23 protein-coding genes and 2 pseudogenes are annotated in these 22,070 nt (G+C 64.6%); 17 read left to right on the top strand and 8 right to left on the bottom strand.

Translation table 11 applies throughout. From position 1 onward, the window contains the following. Positions 1–112: 112 nt before the first annotated feature. Positions 113–532: a PaaI family thioesterase gene (locus FOM02_RS45320; RefSeq protein ID WP_027565041.1), complete on the bottom strand. Its 420-nt coding sequence runs from the start codon at positions 530–532 to the stop codon at positions 113–115. Between the two features lie 233 nt (positions 533–765). Further along, the gene (gene pobA / locus FOM02_RS45315) at positions 766–1,935 is read right to left on the bottom strand and encodes a 4-hydroxybenzoate 3-monooxygenase (RefSeq protein ID WP_027565042.1); all 1,170 of its coding nucleotides are present in this window, start codon (positions 1,933–1,935) and stop codon (positions 766–768) included. A 264-nt stretch (positions 1,936–2,199) separates the two neighbouring features. Between pobA and FOM02_RS45310 the strand changes: the two genes are divergently transcribed. The 9 genes and pseudogenes from FOM02_RS45310 (at position 2,200) to FOM02_RS45270 (ending at position 11,144) form a co-directional block, all read left to right on the top strand. After that, entirely contained in the window at positions 2,200–3,216 is a 1,017-nt protein-coding gene (locus tag FOM02_RS45310) for a TRAP transporter substrate-binding protein (RefSeq protein ID WP_027565043.1), read from the top strand. A gap of 226 nt (positions 3,217–3,442) precedes the next feature. Then, positions 3,443–3,952 (top strand): TRAP transporter small permease, encoded by a 510-nt coding sequence (locus FOM02_RS45305; protein WP_027565044.1) that lies wholly within the window; start codon positions 3,443–3,445, stop codon positions 3,950–3,952. 2 nt (positions 3,953–3,954) lie between these two features. After that, positions 3,955–5,272 (top strand): annotated as a pseudogene (locus FOM02_RS45300) (TRAP transporter large permease). A 12-nt stretch (positions 5,273–5,284) separates the two neighbouring features. Then, positions 5,285–5,746, top strand: a complete 462-nt coding sequence (locus tag FOM02_RS45295) for a DUF3237 domain-containing protein (protein WP_027565046.1) — start codon at positions 5,285–5,287, stop codon at positions 5,744–5,746. A gap of 259 nt (positions 5,747–6,005) precedes the next feature. Beyond that, positions 6,006–6,814 (top strand): annotated as a pseudogene (locus FOM02_RS45290) (crotonase/enoyl-CoA hydratase family protein). Continuing rightward, complete coding sequence (locus FOM02_RS45285) at positions 6,811–8,697, top strand: feruloyl-CoA synthase (protein WP_027565047.1); 1,887 nt, start codon at positions 6,811–6,813, stop codon at positions 8,695–8,697. The pseudogene FOM02_RS45290 and the gene FOM02_RS45285 overlap by 4 nt, the downstream one beginning before the upstream one ends. Positions 8,698–8,722: 25 nt before the next feature. Beyond that, positions 8,723–9,484 carry an SDR family NAD(P)-dependent oxidoreductase gene (locus FOM02_RS45280; protein ID WP_027565048.1) on the top strand — a complete coding sequence of 254 codons (762 nt, stop codon included), beginning with the start codon at positions 8,723–8,725 and terminating at the stop codon, positions 9,482–9,484. Between the two features lie 10 nt (positions 9,485–9,494). Continuing rightward, positions 9,495–9,914, top strand: a complete 420-nt coding sequence (locus FOM02_RS45275; RefSeq protein ID WP_027565049.1) for an acyl-CoA thioesterase — start codon at positions 9,495–9,497, stop codon at positions 9,912–9,914. 78 nt (positions 9,915–9,992) lie between these two features. Next, positions 9,993–11,144, top strand: coding sequence for an ABC transporter substrate-binding protein (locus tag FOM02_RS45270; RefSeq protein ID WP_027565050.1), 1,152 nt, complete (start codon positions 9,993–9,995; stop codon positions 11,142–11,144). Positions 11,145–11,295: 151 nt separating this feature from the next. On the opposite strand, the gene FOM02_RS45265 is transcribed toward FOM02_RS45270, so the two are convergent. Both FOM02_RS45265 and FOM02_RS45260 read right to left on the bottom strand, forming a co-directional pair. Continuing rightward, positions 11,296–12,024: a glutathione S-transferase family protein gene (locus tag FOM02_RS45265; protein ID WP_027565051.1), complete on the bottom strand. Its 729-nt coding sequence runs from the start codon at positions 12,022–12,024 to the stop codon at positions 11,296–11,298. Between the two features lie 36 nt (positions 12,025–12,060). Beyond that, entirely contained in the window at positions 12,061–12,321 is a 261-nt protein-coding gene (locus tag FOM02_RS45260) for a hypothetical protein (protein ID WP_027565052.1), read from the bottom strand. A gap of 112 nt (positions 12,322–12,433) precedes the next feature. Between FOM02_RS45260 and FOM02_RS45255 the strand changes: the two genes are divergently transcribed. Together FOM02_RS45255 and FOM02_RS45250 are read left to right on the top strand one after the other, a co-directional pair. Further along, positions 12,434–13,132 carry a helix-turn-helix transcriptional regulator gene (locus tag FOM02_RS45255; RefSeq protein WP_027565053.1) on the top strand — a complete coding sequence of 233 codons (699 nt, stop codon included), beginning with the start codon at positions 12,434–12,436 and terminating at the stop codon, positions 13,130–13,132. Positions 13,133–13,137: 5 nt separating this feature from the next. Further along, complete coding sequence (locus FOM02_RS45250) at positions 13,138–13,452, top strand: YkgJ family cysteine cluster protein (RefSeq protein WP_027565054.1); 315 nt, start codon at positions 13,138–13,140, stop codon at positions 13,450–13,452. Here the strand turns inward: FOM02_RS45250 and FOM02_RS45245 are convergent. Both FOM02_RS45245 and FOM02_RS45240 read right to left on the bottom strand, forming a co-directional pair. After that, positions 13,449–13,850, bottom strand: a complete 402-nt coding sequence (locus tag FOM02_RS45245) for a hypothetical protein (RefSeq protein WP_027565055.1) — start codon at positions 13,848–13,850, stop codon at positions 13,449–13,451. The two genes, FOM02_RS45250 and FOM02_RS45245, sit on opposite strands and share 4 nt — an antisense overlap. 220 nt (positions 13,851–14,070) lie before the next feature. Further along, complete coding sequence (locus FOM02_RS45240) at positions 14,071–14,418, bottom strand: DUF3307 domain-containing protein (RefSeq protein ID WP_051378573.1); 348 nt, start codon at positions 14,416–14,418, stop codon at positions 14,071–14,073. Between the two features lie 417 nt (positions 14,419–14,835). Between FOM02_RS45240 and FOM02_RS45235 the strand changes: the two genes are divergently transcribed. The 4 genes from FOM02_RS45235 to FOM02_RS45220 all read left to right on the top strand — a co-directional run bounded on the left by FOM02_RS45235 (position 14,836) and on the right by FOM02_RS45220 (position 18,790). After that, entirely contained in the window at positions 14,836–16,281 is a 1,446-nt protein-coding gene (locus FOM02_RS45235) for a TAXI family TRAP transporter solute-binding subunit (protein WP_027565057.1), read from the top strand. A 259-nt stretch (positions 16,282–16,540) separates the two neighbouring features. Beyond that, positions 16,541–16,759: a hypothetical protein gene (locus FOM02_RS45230; protein WP_027565058.1), complete on the top strand. Its 219-nt coding sequence runs from the start codon at positions 16,541–16,543 to the stop codon at positions 16,757–16,759. A gap of 123 nt (positions 16,760–16,882) precedes the next feature. Continuing rightward, positions 16,883–17,992 (top strand): cyclic nucleotide-gated ion channel, encoded by a 1,110-nt coding sequence (locus tag FOM02_RS45225; RefSeq protein ID WP_027565059.1) that lies wholly within the window; start codon positions 16,883–16,885, stop codon positions 17,990–17,992. Between the two features lie 12 nt (positions 17,993–18,004). Next, on the top strand, positions 18,005–18,790 hold the full coding sequence (locus FOM02_RS45220; RefSeq protein ID WP_027565060.1) for an enoyl-CoA hydratase/isomerase family protein: 786 nt from the start codon (positions 18,005–18,007) through the stop codon (positions 18,788–18,790). 184 nt (positions 18,791–18,974) lie between these two features. On the opposite strand, the gene FOM02_RS45215 is transcribed toward FOM02_RS45220, so the two are convergent. After that, positions 18,975–19,619 carry a glutathione S-transferase family protein gene (locus FOM02_RS45215; RefSeq protein ID WP_027565061.1) on the bottom strand — a complete coding sequence of 215 codons (645 nt, stop codon included), beginning with the start codon at positions 19,617–19,619 and terminating at the stop codon, positions 18,975–18,977. Between the two features lie 87 nt (positions 19,620–19,706). On the opposite strand from FOM02_RS45215, the gene FOM02_RS45210 reads away from it, so the two are divergent. Beyond that, positions 19,707–20,687: a helix-turn-helix transcriptional regulator gene (locus tag FOM02_RS45210; RefSeq protein ID WP_027565062.1), complete on the top strand. Its 981-nt coding sequence runs from the start codon at positions 19,707–19,709 to the stop codon at positions 20,685–20,687. A gap of 136 nt (positions 20,688–20,823) precedes the next feature. Further along, positions 20,824–21,063, top strand: a complete 240-nt coding sequence (locus tag FOM02_RS45205) for a hypothetical protein (protein WP_027565063.1) — start codon at positions 20,824–20,826, stop codon at positions 21,061–21,063. A 56-nt stretch (positions 21,064–21,119) separates the two neighbouring features. Here the strand turns inward: FOM02_RS45205 and FOM02_RS45200 are convergent, their stop codons facing one another. Then, complete coding sequence (locus FOM02_RS45200; RefSeq protein ID WP_027565064.1) at positions 21,120–22,067, bottom strand: fatty acid desaturase; 948 nt, start codon at positions 22,065–22,067, stop codon at positions 21,120–21,122. Positions 22,068–22,070: the final 3 nt, after the last annotated feature.

The raw sequence follows: 22,070 nt of genomic DNA, 5'->3' as shown, positions 1-22,070 counted from the left end.
GACTTCCAAGACACAGGGACCCAGGAGGCCACGCCGTAAGCTGCGGATGGATGGGCCCCGGCTCTGCAGCGCACCGCTGAAGAAGCGCTGCGCTGCGTCCGGAGCACGAGAGTTACCCCGGCTTCGGCACCACGCGGAACGTGCCGCTGGCGCGCGCGATCACGACGCCGTCGGCCTTGATCAGGCACTGAGCGAAGCAGATCGTCTTGCCGGTCTTGATCACGTCGCTCTCGATCGAACACCACTGGCCGATCTCGGCGGAGCCGACGAAATCGACCGAGAGCGAGACCGTCACGAATGACGTGGTCCAGCCCGTCGCCTGTGCGCAGCTATAGCCCATCGCATTGTCGGCGAGCGCGGTGATGAGGCCGCCATGGATCAGGCCGCGACCATTGGTGTGCGGCTTTGCCAGCCGCAGGCCGATGATGACGGCCTTGTCGGTTTTCTTCGCGTAAAGCGGCTCCCAGGGCTCGGTGAGCGGGCTCTTGCGGAACAGCGGCTCGAAGCCGTCGGGGATGTCGGTGGAGGTCATGACTGTCTCGCGTGTGTTTGGCTGCCGCCATTGAACGCGATGTGGGTGACAGTTTCACCGCCTACAAAGTTTTAAACGGGATTTGCGCGGGTGTTTGAAACGGGCGGCACTGCGAGCACAGATGCCGTAGGGTGGGCAAAGGCGCAAAGCGCCGTGCCCACCACCTCTTTCCAACTGAGACTGCTCGTGGGCACGCTTCGCTTTGCCCACCCTACGGCACCGACTTCGCCGCCCTAGAACGGCAGCCCCACGTAATTCTCCGACAACGACGTCATCGCCGCTTGCGACTGCGTGACGTAATCGAGCTCGGCGAGCTGGATCCGTGCGCCGATGGTGCCGGTGTCCGGGAATTTGTGCAGCATCGAGGTCATCCACCAGGAGAACCGCACCGCCTTCCAGACGCGCGCTAGGGCCGTGGCTGAATAGGCGTCGATGCCGGCGCTGGACTTCTCGTCGTAAAATTCCCGTAGCGCGCTCGACAAATAATGCGCATCGCTGGCAGCTAAGTTCAGGCCCTTGGCGCCGGTCGGCGGCACGATATGAGCGGCATCGCCGCACAGGAACATTTTTCCGAAGCGCATCGGCTCGGCGACGAAGCTGCGCAAGGGCGCGATGCTCTTTTCGATCGACGGGCCCGTGACGAGGCTGTCGGCGGCCTCCTGGTCGAGCCGGCTCTTCAATTCGTCCCAGAAGCGGTCGTCCGGCCACTGGTCGACATGGTCGTCGAGCGAGCACTGCACGTAATAGCGGCTGCGCTTCATGGAGCGCATGGTGCAGAGCGCGAAGCCGCGGGCGTGGTTGGAATAGATCAGCTCGTGGCTGACCGGCGGCGTCTCGGAGAGGATGCCGAGCCAGCCGAACGGATAGACCCGCTCGAACTCCTCGATCGCGGAGGCCGGGATGCTGGCGCGGCTGATGCCGTGAAAACCGTCGCAGCCGGCGATGAAATCGCAATCGAGCGTATGGGTGACACCGTCTTTCACATAGGTTACGCGCGGGTGACTGCCGTCGAAATCATGGGGCTGCACGTCCCTGGCTTCATAGACCGACACGAGACCGGCGGCCTTGCGCGCATTCATCAGGTCGAGCGTGACCTCGGTCTGGCCGTAGATCATGACCGTCTTGCCGGTCGCCGCCTTCATGTCGATGCGGTGACGGCGGCCGGAAAAGGCAAGCTCGATGCCCTCATGCACGAGACCCTCGGCATGTGCCCGCGCGCCGGCGCTGATCTGGTCGAGCAGCGCCACGGTTCCCTCCTCCAGGAGACCGGCGCGGATGCGGCCGAGCACGTAGTCCGGGCTCTGCCGCTCCAGAATGACGTTGTCGATGCCGTACGCATGCAGCAGTTGCCCAAGCAACAATCCAGCCGGACCGGCCCCGATGATTGCGACTTTTGTCCGCAATACTTGCTCCTCCCGATTTTGTAGAGTGCGGCGCGGTCACGCTTGTCGCGTCGATCCGCAGACGATAATTATATCATATAATCGTTGGGAAAAAGGGGAACGCTCGTCGCCGCACCGCGACAAACCCATGCAACATGGCTGACGTAGATGACGCGACAAGGTGCGCGCCAGTTCCGGCTTGAACCCGCCGGCCAATTAGATAACATGTTAACTAACGAGACCGGGCCAGTGAAGCCCGCCGTCAGAAAGAGGGAGAGACGTGTGATGAGGAAAGCCTGTCTGGCTTTGCTGCTGGCAGCAAGCGTGACGCCTGCGTTCGCGCAGGACAAGACCTTCGACCTGAAGGTTTCGCACTGGGTGCCGGCGTCGCACCCGCTGCAGAAGTCCCTGGAGGACTGGGTGGCCGCGGTGAACAAGGATTCCGGCGGCACCATCACGGGCAAGGTGTTCCCGGCCCAGCAGCTCGGCAAGGCCTTCGACCATTACGACATGGCGCGCGACGGCATCGCCGACGTCACCTATGTCAATCCTGGCTACCAGCCCGGCCGCTTCCCGATCATCGGCGCCGGCGAATTGCCGTTCCTGATCTCCGACGCCAAGGGCGGCTCGATGGGCCTGGACGCCTGGTATCGCAAATATGCCGAGAAGGAGATGAAGGACGTCAAATACTGCCTCGCCTTCGTCCACTCGCCCTCCTCCTTCCACTCCAAGACCAAGAAGATCGTCATGCCGGAGGACGTGAAGGGCCTGAAGATCCGCCCGGCGCACGCCACCATGGCGAATTTCGTCACCTCGCTCGGCGGCACCAACGTGCAGTCGTCGGCGCCCGAAGTGCGCGACATCATCGAGCGCGGCGTCGCCGACGGCGTCACCTTCCCCTGGGGCTCCCTGGTGCTGTTCGGCATCGACAAGGTGACCAAGTACGACATGGAGGCGCCGCTCTACACCACGACCTTCGTGTTCGTGATCAACAAGGACAAGTACAATGCGATGTCCGACAAGCAGAAGGCCGCGATCGACAAGAACTGCACGGTCGAGATGGCGGGCGCGGTCGGCGAGCATTGGGGCAAGTTCGAGGATGCCGGCATCGACAAGGTGAAGGCGGAATCCGGTCACGAGGTCTACAAGCTGACACCCGAGCAGACCGCCGCCTGGAAGAAGGCCGCCGAGCCGCTGGTGAAGACCTGGGGCGACGGCGCCAAGAAGGCCGGCGCCGATCCGGATGCCGCGCTGAGCGAGCTGAAGGCCTCGCTGAAGAAGTACAACGCGCTGGCGGAGTGAGGCCGCGACGCGATCGGTCTTTCCTCCCCCTCTCCCCGTCCTTACGGGGAGAGGGTTGGGGTGAGGGGCTGCTTTCTACAAAGACGGTGACAGCGCGCTCGCGGAGAGTCCCCCTCACCCGAATTCGAGCTGCGCTCGAATTCGACCTCTCCCCGCAAGCGGGGCGAGGTGAAGTCCGCGGCGAGACCGAGATCAAACAATGAGCTCACACGACGACACACTTCCCATGAAGCGCTCCTGGATGGACCGCATCATCGACACGATCGAATGGATCGCGGCCGGCTTCGTCGGCATCGTCGCGCTCGACATCTTCCTGTCGGTGCTGCTGCGCAACACGCTGAACTATTCGATCCCCGACAGTTTCGACATCGGCCGCATGCTGCTCGGCATCCTCATCTTCTGGGGCATCGCGGCGACCTCCTATCGCGGCACCCACATCACGGTCGACCTCGTCTGGGGCAATGTCGGGCCGCGCTATCAGCGCTGGATCGACGTGTTCGCAACGCTGGTGCTGCTGTTCGTCGTCACGGTGCAGACCTGGACGCTGTTCGACAAGGTGCGCGGCACCTACAACGACAACGTCCAGACCTTCGACATGCATATGCCGACCTGGCCGTTCTTCGCGATCGCCTGGATCGGCGACGTCTCGGCCGTGCTGCTGATCGCGATCCGCACCTACCGATTGATCTTCCATCCCGAAGAGATGCACGACCCCAAGCTGAAGGCGACGGAGTAATCATGAGCACCGATGCCGTTGCCGTTATCGGCTTCGTTTCCCTCTTCGTCCTGATGCTGCTGCGCGTGCCCGTCGGCATGGCCATGGGCCTCGTCGGCGTGTCCGGTTTCGCCTATCTGGTCAACGGAACGGCGGCGCTGAAGCTGGTCGGCCAGACCTCGATGCGCACGGTCACCGACTACACCTTCGGTGTCATCCCGATGTTCCTGCTGATGGGCTCCTTCGTCAGCCATTCCGGCATGAGCCGCGAGCTGTTCCGCGCCGCCAACGGCTTTGTCGGACACTTGCGCGGCGGGCTCGGCATCGCCACCGTCGGTGCCTGCGGCGGCTTTGCCGCGATCTGCGGCTCGTCGGTGGCGCCGCCGCGACCTTCTCCGCGGTCGCTATCCCGAGATGCGCCGCTTCGGCTATCCGCAGTCCTTTGCGACCGGCGTGATCGCGGCGGGCGGCACGCTGGGGGCGATGCTGCCGCCCTCCACCGTGCTCGCGGTCTACGGCATCATCACCGAGCAGGACATCGGCAAACTCTTCATCGCCGGCATCATTCCGGGCCTGTTGGCGATGACCATGTACATGATCACGATCTTCCTCATCGGATACTTCCGGCCCGACTTCCTGCCCAAGGGCAAGATGTTGCCGTGGCGCGAGCGCTTTGCCGGATTGAAGGACATCTGGGCACCGGTGCTGCTGTTCGTATTCGTGATCGGCGGCCTCTACGGCCTGCCCTTCCTGCCGCGCTTCACGCCGACGGAAGCCGGCGGCGTCGGCGCGGCCGGCGCGTTCATCATCGGCGTCGTCACAGGACGGCTCGACCGCGAGAAGATCCTGGCCTCGCTGCTCCAGGCGACGCGCACCGCGGCCGCGGTGTTCACCGTGCTGATCGGCGCGCTGATCTTCGGCTATTTCCTCACGGTGACGCAGACGCCGCAGAAGGTGACGGAGTTCCTCACCGGGCTCGGCCTCGGCCCCTACGGCGTGCTGGCGCTGATCATGGTGATGTATCTCGTGCTCGGCTGCCTGATGGACGCCATGGCGATGATCATCCTCACCGTGCCGATCATCTTCCCCGTGATCACCCATCTCGGCTTCGACCCGATCTGGTTCGGCGTCATCATCGTCATGACCGTCGAGCTCGGCCTGATCCATCCGCCTGTCGGCATGAACGTCTTTGTCATCAAGAGCGTGGTGAAGGATGTGTCGTTCTCCACCATCTTCAAGGGCGTGATCCCGTTCGTGGCGACGGACCTGATCCGGCTGTTGATCCTGATCGCGTTCCCGCTGCTGGCAACCTGGCTGCCGACGCGGATGATGGCAAATTGACGAGGTGAAGCGATGGCCACACCCATCCTCGAGACCAAATACGTCTTCACCATCACCGCCCGCATCGGCGACGTCGTCACCGCCGGCGAGACCGGGATCGGCGTTCGCCGCATCATTCCGATCATCGGCGGCGAGGTCACGGGTGCGATCACCGGAAAAGTGCTGCCGTTCGGCGCCGACTTCCAGACCATCCGCCCCAACGAGCTGATCGACCTCGAGGCCAAATACGCGTTCGAGACCGACGACGGCGCGACGGTCTATGTCGAGAACAAGGGCCTGCGCTTCGGCCCTGTGGAGCTGCTGCAAAAGCTCAAGCGCGGCGAGCCGGTCGATCCGAAGCTGATCTATTTCCGCACCATGCCGCGGTTCGAGACGGGGCACGAGAAATATCGCTGGCTTATGGAGCACATCTTTGTCGGCTCAGCGGCACGGCATGCGGACCGTGTGGTGATCGACGTGCATCAGGTGATGTGAGCACACACTCCGCCGTCGTCCCTGCGAACGCAGGGACCCATACCGCGTGATCTATCGATTTTGGACGGTCGGTTGTCGAACCAAGAGGCTTCGCCAAACCGCGCCCTGGGGTCATGGGTCCCTGCGTTCGCAGGGACGACACCGGAATTGGAGCAGAATCTTTGCCCATCTGACCGGTACCATCCGCAACTCCCGGGCCGCCCCACCTTGACTCCCCCAAAATTCGTTATAGAACATAACTATTCTGACAAGGACGCAAATGACACAGGGAAACGCCGAGACCGCTGATGCGGGCGCCTCCGGACTACTCCGGATCGAGAGGGCGGACCGGGTTCTGACCGTGGGTCTGAACCGGCCGGCCAAGCGCAATGCGCTCAATGACGGCATCATCCTGGAAATCGGCGAGTGTTTTGCCTCCCTGCCCGAGGACATCGGCGCGGTCGTGATCCACGGCATCGGCGACCATTTCTCCTCAGGCCTCGATCTCTCCGAGCTGACCGAGCATGACGCGACCGGCGGCCTGCTGCATTCGCAGATGTGGCACCGGGTGTTCGACCGCATCCAGTACAGCCGCGTGCCGGTCATCGCCGCGCTGAGGGGCGCCGTGATCGGCGGCGGGCTTGAGCTCGCCTGCGCCGCGCATATCCGCGTCGCCGAGCCCTCGACCTATTTCGCGCTGCCGGAGGGGCAGCGCGGCATCTCGTCGGCGGCGGCGGCTCGGTGCGGCTGCCGCGGCTGATCGGCGTTGCCCGGATGATGGACATGATGCTGACGGGGCGCGTCTACAGCGCCACCGAAGGCGCCTCCTATGGCTTCGCGCAGTATCTGACCGAGGCCGGCAACGGGCTCGGCAAGGCACTGGAGCTTGCAACCAAGATCGCATCCAACGCGCCGCTGACCAATTTCGCCGTGCTCCAGGCACTGCCGATGATCGCGGAGGCTAACCCTCAAACGGGTCTCTTGATGGAGTCGCTCATGGCGACCGTCGCGCAGAGCGACAAGGAGGCAAAACGCAGGATCCGCGAATTCCTCGAGCACAAGACCGCCAAGGTAAAGCCCAAGTCATGAGCGCGCAGCCGTCCTCTTCGTCCAGCATGGAGCGCGGCGCGAGCACTTCCCCGCTGCGGCCCATTTCGTTCGGCGATCCCGTCGTCAACATCGAGCGGCGCGACGACGGCACGATCTATCTCAGACCCAAGCAGCCGCTCGGTGATTATCCGGTCCGTATCACCGACCGCCTGCATCATTGGGCGGCGACGACGCCGGACCGCGTCTTCATGGCCGAGCGCGACGGCGGCCGCTCCTGGCGCAAGATCACCTATGCCGAGCTGCTTACCGCGAGCCGGCACATCGCATCGAGCCTGATCGCGCGCGGCCTGTCGGCGGAGCGGCCGGTCGTGATCCTCTCCGGCAATTCGATCGACCATGTGCTGCTGGCGTTCGGCGCGTTCTATGCCGGCGTTCCGTTCTGCCCGGTGTCACCGGCCTATTCGCTGGTGTCGAAGGACTACGGCAAGCTGTCTTACCTGATGAGGCTGCTGACGCCCGGCCTCGTCTTCGCCGAGGACGCCGACAAGTTCGCCGATGCGCTCGCGGCCAATGTCTCGCTCGGCACCGAGATCGCCGCGTCCTATGGCCACGTGCCGGGCCGCGACGTCACCCTGCTCGCCGATCTCATGGCGACGCCTGTTCGCAGCGATCTCGACGAGGTTCACGGCAAGATCGGCCCCGATACGATCGCAAAATTCCTGCTGACCTCGGGCTCAACAGGCAATCCCAAGGCCGTCATCAACACCCAGCGCATGATCTGCGCCAACCAGGTGATGCTGCGCGAGACGCTCGCCTTCCTCAAGGACGAGCCGCCCGTCATCATCGACTGGCTGCCCTGGAACCACACCTTTGGCGGCAACCACAATATCGGGCTGACGCTCTACAATGGCGGCTCGATGTATCTGGACGCCGGCAAGCCGGTGCCCGGCGGCATCGAGGAGACCGTGCGCAATCTCCAGGAGATTTCGCCGACGGTCTATTTCAATGTGCCCAAGGGCTATGAATCGCTGCTGCCGTACCTGCGCGACGACCAGGGCCTGCGCGCAAAGTTCTTCGATCGCCTGCACGCGATGTTCTTCTCCGGCGCGGCGCTGTCGCCGTTCATCTGGAACAGCCTCGACGAGCTCGCGGTGAAGGAGAAGGGCTATCGCGTGCCGATGCTGACGGGGCTCGGCGCAACCGAGACCGCGCCGTTCTTCATGTCGGTCAATCCGCGCACCAGCCGCTCCGGCCATGTCGGCCTGCCGGTCTCCGGCAACGACGCAAAGCTGGTGCCGAACAACGGCAAGCTGGAGGTGCGCGCCAAGGGGCCGAACGTGATGCCCGGCTACTGGCGCCAGGCCGACATCACCGCAAAATCCTTCGACGAGGAAGGATTTTACAGGATGGGCGATGCGCTCAAACCGTCCGACCCTGATGATCTCAACGCCGGCTTCGATTTCGACGGCCGCGTCAGCGAGGACTTCAAGCTCGCCAGCGGCACCTGGGTCAGCGTCGGCCCGCTGCGCGCGCGCCTCACCGCGGCCTGCGCGCCGCTGGTGCGCGACGTCGTCATCGCCGGCATCAACCGCGATGAGATATCCGCGCTGGTCGTGCTCGATCTCGACGGCTGCCGCCTGGTCAATCCGACGCTGCCGGCGGACGATCTCGTGGTCGCGACGCGAGACCGGCTGGTGCGCGAGGCTTTTCGCGAGCGCCTGACGCGCTTCCTCAGCCAGGCCACGGGATCCTCGACCCGGATCACGCGCGCGATCCTGATGGACACGCCGCTCTCGATCGACAAGGGCGAGGTCACCGACAAGGGCTCGATCAACCAGCGCGCGGTGCTGGAGCATCGCACCGCGCTGATCGATGAGCTCTACGCTGCCAATCCGTCTGACCGTGTGATATCGGTCGGCTAGAAAATCATCGCCAAAGGAGAACGCCATGTTGTTGAAGGATCAGGCAGCCATCGTCACCGGCGGCGCATCGGGGCTTGGCGCTGCCACCGCGCGAAAACTGGCGGCGCAGGGCGCCAAGGTTGCGGTGTGCGATCTCAATGCCAAGCTCGCTGAAACCGTCGCCGTCGAGATCAAGGGCGTCGCCGTGACCTGCGACGTCTCCGATGCTGCCTCGGCTGAAGCTGCGATCGCGCAGGCGACCAAGGCCCATGGCCCGGCGCGCGTGCTGGTCAACTGTGCCGGCATCGGCGTTGCAAAACGCGTCGTCGGCCGCGACGGCCCGATGGCACTCGCCGATTTCGACAAGGTCATCAAGGTCAATTTGATCGGCACCTTCAACATGCTGCGCCTTGCCGCGACCGAGATGTCCAAGCTCGAGCCGCAGACATCAGGCGAGCGCGGCGTCATCATCAACACGGCGTCGGTCGCCGCCTATGACGGCCAGATCGGCCAGTCCGCCTATTCGGCCTCCAAGGGCGGCATCGTCGGCATGACGCTGCCGATCGCGCGCGAGCTCGCGCAGTTCGGCGTCCGCGTGCTGACGATCGCGCCCGGCCTGTTCCTGACGCCGCTGCTCGCGAACCTGCCGCAGGAAGCGCAGGACTCGCTCGCCGCCGCGATCCCCTTCCCGCGCCGGCTCGGCCAGGCCGACGAGTTCGCCGCGCTCGCGCTACACATGGTCGAGAACGCGTATCTCAACGGCGAAGTGGTGCGCCTCGACGGCTCGCTGCGCATGGCGCCGAAATAAGGCGCGTCAGATGTTCGTGAACCGGCGCGAGGTCCAGATTCAGTGGGGCGATTGCGACCCCGCCAACATCGTCTACTACCCGCGCTATTTCGCGATGTTCGACGATTCGACCTCGACCCTGTTCGAGGTCGCCGGCTTCTCCAAGCAGGATCTGGTCCGCAAATACGGCCTGGTGGGAATCCCCATGGTCGACACGCGGGCCAAGTTCTACATCCCCTCGACCTATGGCGACTGGATCACCATCGAGACGAAGATCGAAAGCATCAAGCGCTCGAGCTTCGAGGTAAAGCACAACGTCTACAAGGGCGAGGCGCTGGCGATCGAGGGGTTCGAGACCCGCGTCCTCGTCGGCCGCGATCCCGTTAACCCCGACAAGCTGAAATCAGCACCGTTTCCGCCGGAGATGGTCGCCAAATTCACGGGAAGCTAAATCGCCGCATCACCAAAAGAGGGGGCTGAATTACCCCCCGATTTCTGCTTTCAAGGAAACACGTCAAGGGAGGAATAGATGAAACGCTTTTACCTGACCGCCGCGATTGCCGCGGCGACGCTCGCCTTGCCGGCGCTGCCAGCGCTGGCCCAGACCGCCGAAATCACCATCGGCATCACCACCACCACGACCGGCCCGGGCGCAGCGCTCGGCATCCCCGAGCGCAATGCGCTGGAGTTCGTGCCGAAGGAAATCGGCGGCGTGCCGCTGAAGGTGATCGTGCTCGACGATGGCGGCGATCCCACCACAGCAACGACCAACGCCCGCCGCTTCGTGACGGAATCCAAGGCCGACATCATCATGGGCTCGGCACTGACGCCGCCGACCATCGCGGTCTCCAACGTCGCCAATGAAGCCGGCATTCCGCATTTTGGCCTGGCGCCGTTCCCGATCACGCCGGAGCGCATGAAGTGGTCGGTGGCGATGCCGCAGCCGATTCCGATCGTCGGCAAGGTGCTGTACGACCACATGAAGTCAAAGGGCGTGAAGACCCTCGGCTATATCGGCTATTCCGACTCCTATGGCGACCTCTGGTTCAACGACCTGAAGGCGCAGGCCGTGCCGATGGGCATGACCATCGTCGACGAGGAGCGCTTCGCCCGTCCCGATACCTCGGTGACCGGACAGGTGCTCAAGCTCGTCGCCGCCAATCCCGACGCGATCCTGGTCGGCGCCTCCGGCACCGCAGCTGCGTTGCCGCAGACCGAGCTGCGCGAGCGCGGCTATCAGGGGCTGATCTACCAGACCCATGGCGCCGCCAGCATGGACTTCATCCGCATCGCCGGCAAAGCGGCCGAAGGCGTGCTGATGGCCTCCGGTCCCGTCATGGACCCCGAAGACCAGCCGGACGAAGCCGCCACCAAGCGGCCGGGCCTCGCGCTGAACTCGGCCTATGAGGCCAAGTACGGCCCGAACAGCCGCAGCCAGTTCGCCGGCCATTCCTACGATGCATTCGAGATCCTCAAGCGCATCATTCCGGTGGCGTTGAAGACGGCCAAGCCCGGCACGCCGGAATTCCGCGAGGCGATCCGCCAGGCGCTGCTGTCGGAGAAGGAGCTCGCGGCGAGCCAGGGCGTCTACAACTTCACCGAAAAGGACCGCTACGGCGTCGACGAGCGCGCCCGCATCCTGCTGACGGTGAAGAACGGCAAGTACTCGCTGGTGAAGTAGGCGTAGCGACAGTTTGAGACGACGAGAGCCGGCCCGATGGGCCGGCTCTTTTTTTTTTGGCAGCTGACGCAAGCCGCTGTCACGGTGTCGCCGCGCCCCCTCTCCCGCAGGCGGGGGAGAGGTTGCAGCGAGCTTGCGGATGCTCCGAGCCTCACGCCGCCTGCTGCAGCGGGGTCCAGGCGAATTCAGGATAATAACTGTCCATCATGCGGTCGACATAGGCCGTGAGGTTCGGAAATCCCTCGGCCCGCTGGCGCAATCCCGACTCGAAGAACGGCGTCAAAATCCCGGCGAGCGCGCCGAAGGCGGTGGCGTCGACGCCGCTGGGCTTGTTGCCCATCAGATAAGCCTTGTCGCCGAGCTGCACCGAGAGCGCGAACAGCGAGCGCACGGCGAGATCGACGTCGTCGTCGGGCGCGTGGCGGCCGAGGCCGGAGAGCAGATAGTTCTCGGCGACCCGGAATTGCGCGTCCTCGCGCAGCTTCTCGCGGTTATGTTCCGGCGCGCCGTCGAAGAAGTGCGACGGGCCCTTGGCAAAATTGACCGGATCGACCCAGCGTGCGCCGACCAGTGCCCAATAGACGTGGTGCTCGATCATGCGCTCGAACGCCCAGGCCTGCGCACGCTCGGCCAGCGACAGGCCGGCGTCGAAATCGAAGCCGTAGCGGCGCTCGATATGGGCGCGGATGAAGGTGGAATCGGCCACCGCCTCGCCGCCATCGTCGATGAAGGGCAGCTGCCCCTTCGGGGACGCGGGCGGCATGGCGCGCTCCTTCCGGTAGGGCAGCCCAGCCATCTTGAGTTGCACCTCGGTCTTGGTGACGAAGGGGCTGATTTCCGGCAGGCCGAAGCCGGTGCCAAAGCCATAAAGCGTGATCATGCGCGTTCTCCTGGTCTACCGAAAACTTGACGGAACCTAGTGCCGGGCTGCTGCCACCATGGTGGCAGCAGCCGTGATATCTTCTGCGAAACGGGCCCCCCGCCAGGCGCGGGCCATGACGTGGCGGACCAGCGCGTCCGCAGCCTGGGTCAGCGAGCGTGCCACCACGCTCGCGAGGGCAAACCGGAGGTCGACGGCCATGAGATCGAGCGAAACGAGGCGGCCGAATGCCGATGCGGACCACGCCTGTGCCCGCAGCATCGGAAGTGCCGGGCCGAAATGGGTTGGAATGATCATGGACAAATCCTCTTCAGTCGATGTGTTGTCCCGGTATAGAACCCCCCTGCTGCCAACATCCTGTCAGCAGCAGCGCGCCGCTTTCTGATCCGATCCCGATAAGAGAATTGTCATGAGACGCGCCGACCGGCTGTTTCAGATCATCCAGGTGCTGAGGCGCACGCGTAAGCCGCTGACGGCGGACGCGATCGCGGCCGAGCTCGAGACCTCCAAGCGCACGATCTATCGCGACATCGCGACGCTGATCGGCCAGCGCGTGCCGATCCGCGGCGAAGCCGGCATGGGCTACATCCTGGAAAAGGGTTTTGACCTGCCGCCCCTGATGCTGACACCCGACGAGATCGAGGCTGCGGTGCTCGGCGCGCAATGGGTTGCGGGGCATGCCGATTCCGCGCTGGCGCGCGCCGCCGAAGACCTGATGGCCAAGATCGCCGACACCGTGCCTGAGCGCCTGCGTCCCTTCGTGCTGGAGCCGGCAAGCCGCGCGCGGCCGAGCTGGAACAGGGAGCCGGATCGCCTCGACATGGTGCGCACGCGCACCCAGATCCACGAAGGCAAGAAGATCATGCTGCGCTATCGCGACGAGCAGGGCCGCCCCAGCGAGCGCATGATCTGGCCGATCTCGGTCGGCTATCTCGAAGCCGTGCGCCTGCTCGCGGCGTGGTGCGAGCTGCGCAGCGACTTCCGCAGCTTCCGCACCGATCGCGTCGTCGAGGCAACCTATCTCGACGAGAAATATCCTGAAAGGCGCGACGTGCTGCGCGCGAGATGGCGGCAGAGCCTGGTCTGGGGCCCGCCAAAGGACACGTGAGGACGATGGAAGAAATCGATCTGTCGAGCTGCTGCCAGAGCTGCGGCGCCTGCTGCGGCTATTCGGAGAACTGGCCGCGCTTCTCGATCGAGAACGACGAGGAGCTTGCAGCGATCCCCGAAGCGCTCGTCAATGCGCGTCAATCCGGCATGCGTTGCGAGGGTGATCGCTGCTCGGCCTTGCAGGGAGAGATCGGCAAGGCGACGGCGTGCGGCATCTATACGGTGCGGCCTGAGGTGTGCCGCACCTGCATGCCGGGCGATGCCGAATGCGCGATGGCGCGGCGGAAGTTCGGGCTTCCGGCGATCGAACCAACTTAAGCCGGAACGGCCTCGTCGATCTCGTCGTCGTCGAGCTCGTCGTCCAGCGGTGCGAGCACCGAGAGCGGCTTGGTCGACAGCGTAATCGGCTTGCGGCCGCCCGACAGCGACGGCGACGATTTGGCCGAGCTCGCACGTGACAGCGCGTAGAGCGTCGAGCCGACGCGACCGCCGTTGTCGATCAGATCGCGCTCGCTGCAGCTTGCAGCGATGGCGACCGCCAGCGAGTGCAGATGGCTGCGGCGATAGCAGAACAGCGCCAGGCGGGCGCGTGCCTCAGGGGAAACACTCTCAACCAGCCTCGGCAGGCCACTCTCGCTGGCGCGATACATCTCGCCAAGGAGCTCGTCGCGAACCGGGCAGAAATCGCTTTCAAAAGCGTCACGGCTTGAAAACATTGCAGTTCTCCCTCGTGATGCGGAAGATGCAGCGCAATTCTCTAATGAAAGGTTAACCACGCTGCCCGGTAGTCACCCGGGGTCCTTGCGCGTGGGCCGCGAATCAGAGGGCGCGGGACTTGGCAGCTTGCCGTCATTCCGGGGCTCGCGAAGCGAGAACCCGGAATCTCGAGATTCCGGGTTCGGTCCTGCGGACCGCCCGGAATGACGGTGTGAGCAGTCAGTTCGCCGCCATGAAGATGGAGAGGCCGAAGCCGGTGAGATGGTGCAGCGCCTGGTCGACACCGATCAGGGTCCAGAACCAGGGATGATGCAGGTCGACACCCAGATTGGCCGAGACGAATCCCTTGGCGCGATCGATGGTGATGTGGATCACGAAGTCGATGAAGGCGACGAACCAGAATCGCGGCGCCACGATCAGGATCAGCGGCAGCGCAACCGCAAGGTGAATCAGGCAGTGCACCAGAAGCGGCAGGGCCCAGCCGTGTTTCTGGTCCTTGCCCTGCGCCATCCAGGCGGTCTGGAGCACGAAATCGGCGATGATGTGCTTGAAGGTGAGCAGCAACATCCAGCCAATGAGCGCTTCGACCGGAACCGCCGATGACATGGGTGGAAACGACAAAGCTGACGCCCTCATTGACGTGACAAGAAAGATTGGAGCGTTCAGCGCAACTTCTTCTTGGACCGGTCAAAGCGCCGGGACCTCCAATTTATGACATCTCCCGCGGCAGAATGCAGCCGGGGGGAACCGGAAAATCGCCAACTGTGGCTAACTGGTGATAGGATGACCAATCGCCGCGGCCGGGAGGAGTAAGGTTACCTTCGGCTCGAAATTTGCTTTCCGGTAGCGGCGCGCTATCCTCGAAGTCAGAGAATTTCGTTCTTTTTTCAGTTGCTTAGAATTGCACGGCGCGCGCCGCAGATCACATCCGCGAGTCGCCTGCCGCCCAGGAATAAGGCCAGCGTGCTGCCATGAGTGCTGAGCATGAGTACTGAAGGCCCCGCCTCGTCACCATCGGAGCCGCAGCCGCGGCGTCCCAAGGTGATCAAGACCAATCAGCAGCAGGTTTTTCTCTACGTCGTGCTGACCTTGCTGCTGTCGCTCGCCACCGTCTGGGGCGGCCGCGCCATGCTGCACAATTCGGAGACGCTGACCTTTGCCGTCGGTGCCCCCAACAGCGACGAGGCCCTGTTCGCGGCCAAGCTCGCCGCGGTACTGAAGAACAACGCCTCGCGTTTCCGGATCAAGATCGTCAACAACCCTGACAATACCAAGGCGCTCGCGCAGTTCGACCGCAAGCAGGCCGACCTCGCCGTGCTGCGCACCGATGCCAAGGTGCCGCTGCGGGCGCGCACACTCGCGGTCCTCGAACACGATCTCGTGCTTCTGCTCGGGCCCGGCAACAAGAAGATCAAGTCGCTCGCCGAGCTGAAGAAGAAGAAGGTCGCCATCCTCGCCGAGAACGATTCCTCGCTCGCCTTCGTGCGCAGCATCCTCGATATTCCCGACGGGCCAGACGCCGCGAAGATCCAGATGGCGCCGCAGGGCGCAACGCTCGACAAGCTGTTTGCGCCGGCGAACGGATACGGCGCGGTGATCGCCGTCGTCCACGCCTCGAAGGCGGTGCGTGACAAAGCCTATGAGCAGGTCGCCAAGCGCGGCGGCTTCACGCTGAATGCGATCGACGAGACCAAGGCGCTCGCCCGCAAATTCCCCGGCATTTCCGACGAGACGCTGACCGCAGGCACGCTGTCGGCCTCGCCCGAGATTCCCGACGACGACCTCGAGACGATCGGGCTGGAATGGCTGCTGGTCGCGCAATCCAGGATGTCGGCGACCACGGCTGGCGAACTCGCGCGCATCGTCTACGAGAACAAGTCGGCGCTCGGGCTCGACAACGGCTTCGCCAGCAAGATCGAGCCGGCCTCGGTCGAGAAGGACGCCTACGTGATGGCGCATCAGGGCGCGGCCGATTACATCAACGACGACACCAAGTCGTTCATGGATAAGTACAGCGACATGATGTATCTGGGCGCCGCCGCGCTCAGCGTCATCGGCTCGATCTTCGCCGCGATCTACGCCAAGATCACCCGCATCGCGCCGGAGAAGGCCAGCGAGCTCTCCACTGCCATTCTCGACATCGGCGAGCGTATCGAGCATGCCCATTCGCTGGATCAGCTCGAATGTCTCCAGGACGAGCTGGAAGGCATCCTGCGCGGCGCGGTGGTCGGCCTCAGAGACGGCACCATCAGCACCGACGGGCTCGACACCTTCAAGCTCGGCTACGAATTCGTCCGCGACGAGATCGGCATGCGCCGCGACTATCTCAAGCGCCATTGCGGCGAGACCGACACGGTCGCGGGCCCTGCCGCCCTCCCGCCACCTGAAGATACCAATGTCGTGGTGGTGAAGACCGCGCAGAGCGCCTGATTCGAGGGCCGCGGCACTCCCACTCTCGTGTCCCGGACAAGCTGCAATGCCAAAGGCATTGCGGCGCCGAGCCGGGACCCAGCAAGCCGCGCCGTCCGCTGCCGCATGGGCCCCGGCTCTGCAGCGCATCACACCGGACGATGCTGAGCATCGCCGGGAGTGCTGCGCTGCGTCCGGGGCACGAGACAGGATGGCCGGAACTCCGGGAACCGTCTCCCTCCGCAACCGTTGGCTCCCGGTTACAACCGGAGAACGCACCATGCGTACACTCCTCATCATCTTCCTTCTGGGAATGCTGGCGGCGGTTGGTTATTTCGCTTATTCCGCGATGGCGGTCGAAGGGGGCCCGATCCCGACCGAAGGCTATGTCGCCCTGGCGCTGGGGGCCGGATTTTCCGTCATCGTCGGCATCGGCCTGATGATCCTGCTGTTTTTCAGCAGCCGCCGCGGCTACGACGAGCCGCCGCACTTCAGGTAACCCCCGCCTCCGTTCCCTCATTGGCGACGCCGAGCCCGTCGTTGACGGCCCCGGCCCAGGCGGGCACTTTGGCGCTGTGATCCCAGCCGGGACCGCAAACGCCAAACCGAGCCGCCCTCCCGCATGTCCAAGCCGCTGATCTCCGCTCTGGCCCAGTTCGCGGCCGCCACGGCCGGCCGCAACATGACCAAGGCGGCCTATGTGGCCGTGGGCGTCGGCGTGCTCAGCATGGTGCTGCTGACGATTGGCCCGGCCTATGAGGCATCGCATCACTGGGTCGACGCCCTGCTATGGGCCTGCCTCGCCTATTTCGTGTTCGAATGGGTGGTCCGCCTGCGCCACATGGCGCGGACTGGGCGCCTGTCGCTGTATTTGTCCTCCTCCGCCGGGATCGTCGACGCGGTCGGCGCGCTGGCCGTTCCCCTCGCGCTGACGCTCGGCGTCGAGCCGAAGACGGCCTGGCTGCTCAGCGTGCTCTGGGTGCTGAAGGTGGTGCCGGGCATTCCCGGCCTGCGCCAGCTTCGCCGCGTGCTGGTGCTGGAATCCGGGCCGCTGCTCAGCGTGCTCGTGATCTTCCTGATGGTGGTGTTCCTCGCCTCGGTCGCCGAATACTTCCTGGAGCGGGACGTGCAGCCGCAGACCTTCGGCAGCGTGCCGGCCGCGCTGTGGTGGGCGGTCGTCACGCTGACCACGACAGGTTATGGCGACGTCGTGCCGGTGACGCCGCTCGGGCGCATGGTGGCGGCGCTGGTGATGATCTCCGGCCTCGGCGTGTTCGGCCTCTGGACCGGTATTCTGGCGACCGGCTTTGCCGCCGAGACGAGGCGCGACAATTTCCTCAAGACCTGGGAATCCGTCAGCAAGGTGCCGTTCTTTGCCGCCCTGGGACCTGCAGCGATCGCCGACGTCACCCACATGCTGCGCACCATGGAGCTGCCGGCGCGCACCATGATCATCCGCAAGGGCGCGCAGGGCGACTGCATGTATTTCATCGCCGCCGGCGAGGTCGAGGTCGACCTGCCCGGCAAGAAGGTGCAGCTCGGCGAGGGCGCCTTCTTCGGCGAGATGGCGCTGCTCGGCAACAACATGCGCGGCGCCAATGTCTCGACCACGAAGGTGTCGCGGCTCTTGGTGCTCGACCTCGTCGACTTCCGCGTGCTGATGGCACGACATCCCGATCTCGCCGAGACCATCGACGCCGAAGCAAAGCGCCGCGCGCTGGAAAATAAATAAGAGGAGACAAGAATGTCGGACCACGCCGACGCGGCTTCCAGCCCCGTGCTCGAAATCGATGGCGCACGCGCCACCATCCGCCTCAATCGTCCAAAACATCTCAACCGGCTCCAGGCGGAAGACCTCGGCGAGTTGCTCAAGCTGTTCGACGCCGTCGAGGCCGATCCTGCGATCCGCGTGCTGGTGCTGACCGGCACCGGGCGCGCCTTCTCGGCCGGTTATGACCTCAACTCGGTCGCGGAGCGCGCGGTCAGCGCGACCGAGCAGCAGAGCGCGGGCTCGGCGTTCGAGGTGGTCGTCAACCGGCTGGAGGATCTCGGCGTGCCGACGATCTGCCGGCTCAACGGCGGCGTCTATGGCGGCTCGACCGACCTTGCGCTGGCCTGCGATTTCCGCATCGGCGTCGACACGGCCGAGATGTTCATGCCGGCGGCGCGGCTCGGGCTGCATTACTACCGGAGCGGCATCAAACGCTATGTGACGCGGCTCGGCGTCGACAATGCCAAGAAGCTGTTTTTGACCGCGCAGAAGATCAGCGCGCCGGAGATGTTGCGGATCGGCTATCTCACCGCGATGGTGCCGGAGGAGACGCTCGATGAGGAGGTCGACAAGCTCGCCACTATCCTCGCCGGCAACGCGCCGCAGGCGATGGCTGGCATGAAGCGCGCCATCAACGAATTCGCCCGCGGCGAGCTGGATGAGGCGGCCGCCGACCAGCGCCACCGCGACAGCATGCGCGGCGACGAGATCAAGGAAGGGATCAAGGCCTTTGCGGAGAAGCGGGCGCCGAGGTTTTGAGGGGAATACTCCGCTGTCGTCCCGGGGCATCGCGAAGCGATGAGCCCGGGACCCATAACCACAGGCAGTGGTTATGAGGCAAAGCTGGTAACTCCGAATCTTCGCAAAACTCCTCCCTGTGGTTATGGGTCCCGGGTTCGCGCTTTGCGCGCCCCGGGACGACGGCGGAGGTTGAGGCGCCGCCTCAGCCCCCTACAGCCTTAGCATGCTCCGCCGCCATCTCGTCATCGGCCGCAGTGATGCGCTGGAACGCCGGCCGCGAGGTCATGCGCTCGGCGTAGCGCACGAACACGTCCTTCTTCGGCACGATACCAAACATCATGGTCCAGCTGAACGCGACGCCCCACAGCACATCGGCGGCGGTCATGCGCTCGCCGAGCAGATACGGCCCCTTCGCAAGCTGCGCCTCGAGCGCGCCCAGCATGGTGTCGTAATCGGCATAGGGCGATTGCGTGATCGGCGCGGGCTCGCGCTGCATGAACTTGTCGATCAGGGCCGGCTCGAACGAGGCGCCGTAATAGGCGATCCAGCGCAAATACGGACCGCGTAGCGGATCGTTCAGCGCGGGCGTGAGGCCCGCCTGCGGAAACAGATCGGCGAGATAGATGGTGATCGCGACCTGCTCGGTCACGAGCTCCCCGCGGTGATGGATCGCCGGTACCTTGCCGAGCGGATTGATAGCGAGATAGGCCGGCTGCCGCTGCTCGCCGGCCTTCATGTTGAAGACGTGAAGATCGTAGGGCGCGCCGAGCTCCTCCAGCAGAACCCGCGTGCCGGTGGCGCGGCTCTGCGGCGAATAATACAGCGTGATGCGATTGGAATCGGTCATGGCAGGTCTCCATCTGGCCGGCTGGCGATGGCGCATCTTGTAAGGGAGGATACCTGACATCCTGTGTCAGGTATGGTTTAAGGGGTCATGCGCGCGAGCCGGATGCTGTCGATCCTCACCACCCTCCAGGCCAGGGGGCAGGTCACTGCGCCCGAGCTTGCCGAGGCCTGCGAGGTCTCGGTGCGCACGATCTATCGCGACATCGACGCGCTCGCGGCCTCCGGCGTGCCTGTCTATGCCGACCGCGGCGCTGAGGGCGGCTATCGCCTCCTCGACGGCTATCGGGTGCGGCTGAACGGGTTGTCGCAGAGCGAAGCGGGCGCGCTGTTCCTCGCGGGGCTCCCCGGCCCTGCCGCGGCGCTCGGGCTCGATGCGGCAATGATCGCCGCGCAGAACAAGCTGATGGCCGCGCTGCCTGCCAATCTGCGCGAGGACGCCGGCCGGATGCAGGAGCGCTTTCACCTGGACGCACCCGGCTGGTTCGGCGAGGCAGAAGAGCCGAAGCATCTGCGCGCGATTGCCGGTGCGGCCCTGCGTGGCACCTTGATCAAGATCCGCTACCAGAGCTGGCGCGCGGAGAAGCAACGCTGCGTTGCGCCGCTCGGCCTCGTGTTGAAGGGCGGCAGCTGGTATCTCGCGGGGCAAGTCGACCGCAGCGTGCGCACCTATCGCGTCGCGCGCGTGCTCGACTGCACTGAACTCGACGACCGCTTCGATCGTCCCGCCGATTTCGATCTCTCCGCCTATTGGCGAGACGCGACGCTGCGCCTCGAAGCCGAGATGCATCCCAATGTCGCGGTCGTGCGGCTGTCGCCGTTCGGCGTGAAACTGCTCGACGCGCTGAGCCAGCCTTACGTCAAGGCGCGCACGCAGCTCGAGGACACCACCGATGCCGATGGCTGGCGCATCGCGCGCGTGCCGACCGGCAAGACCTCATGGCACGCCGCGTCCGAATTGCTGCGGCTCGGGTCCGAGGCCGAGGTGCTGGAGCCCGCCGATCTCCGCGAGAAGATGGCCGAGATGACGCAGGCGATGGCCGCGCGCTATCGCGCGGCGCGCAAAGCCTGACATCGGGGCACCTCGCCGCAGCCCACGAAACATTCCTGAAACACGATTCTCCTCATCCCCTGTGAACGCATTCCCATTTCGACCCGACGGAGATGCAGGGACACAACAACGGCCTTAGCGCCACTGGAGAATGAAAATGTTTCGTAAGCTTGCTCTTGGTCTGATCGCTGCCGGCTCGCTCGGTGCTGCCGCTCTCGCGCCCACCGCCGCTTCGGCTCACGGCTTCCATCACCACTGGGGTCCCGGCTGGGGCTTTGGCTATGGCGGCCTCTATGTCAACACCGGCATCAACAACTGCTACCAGGAGCGCGTCGTCCAGACCCGCCACGGCCTGCGCGTTCGCGTCGTGAATGTCTGCGCCTACGGGATCTACTGATATCTCGTCTCTTCGACAAAGCTCCGGTCGCGCTGCGGCCGGAGTTTTGCTTTGAGCTAGATGCCCTGCCGATGCCGGCGAAACCAGGCCCAGGTCTCGCGCGTCGTCTGGATGTAGCCGCGGCCGCGATGGACGATTTCGCCGTCGACGATCGCGTTCAGCTTCGGCAGCGCGTGAAAGGGAATTGAGGGATAGGCGTGGTGCTCGACATGGTAGGGCATGTTCCACGCGATCCATTTGACGACCGCGCCGGTATAGGTGGTGCGGGTGTTCTGGAAGGCGCTGCGCGTCCGCTCGCAGCCGGTGTGCTCGGCGTAGAGATAGGGCCGCAGGAAGAACTGCCCGATGACGAGCGGCACGAGCCAGACCCAGAGCAGCAGCGCTGAGGAGACCCACAGCGAGGCCACGAGCAGCAGTGCATAGAGCGCGACATAGGCGCGCGCTTCGGTGACTATGACGGCGCGCTTGTTCTCGGGAATCCAGGGCACGACGACGTTGCCGGTGACGGCGTGGCCGAGCATCAGCCGCAGGCGGCCGGCGACCTGGAGCAGGCCGCTATAGGCGATCGCGAGCTGCGTGTCGGATCTCGGCTTCACGCCGACGATCAGCTCAGGGTCCTTCTCGGGGTCCTGGGTGTAGCGGTGATGGTCCCAGTGGAACAGGCAGTAATATTCGTACGGCAATCCGATGATGAAAGCGGAGAGATAGCCGACCGCGAGGTTGAGGCCGCGGCTCCTGAACGCGGTCTTGTGCGCGGTCTCGTGCACCGCCATGAACAGGAAGGCGACGAGATAGCCCTGCGCCGCCATCAGCGGCAGCGCCCAGAGCACGCCGTAGCGCGAGGTGACCGTCCAGATCAGCGCGCCGACCAGCACGATCATACTGTAATGACCAAGAGTCTGCGCCGCGCCCCTGAGGTTCGAGCGCACCGACAATTCGCGCAGCATCGCCGGGCTGAGCGGCTTCAGGCGATGGCCGGGCTCGGAAACGGTCGCGTCAGTCATGGT

The sequence above is a fragment of the Bradyrhizobium sp. SEMIA genome (assembly GCF_014844175.1).
Classification (GTDB): domain Bacteria; phylum Pseudomonadota; class Alphaproteobacteria; order Rhizobiales; family Xanthobacteraceae; genus Bradyrhizobium; species Bradyrhizobium arachidis.
This window is presented reverse-complemented; position numbering and strand designations above follow the sequence as displayed.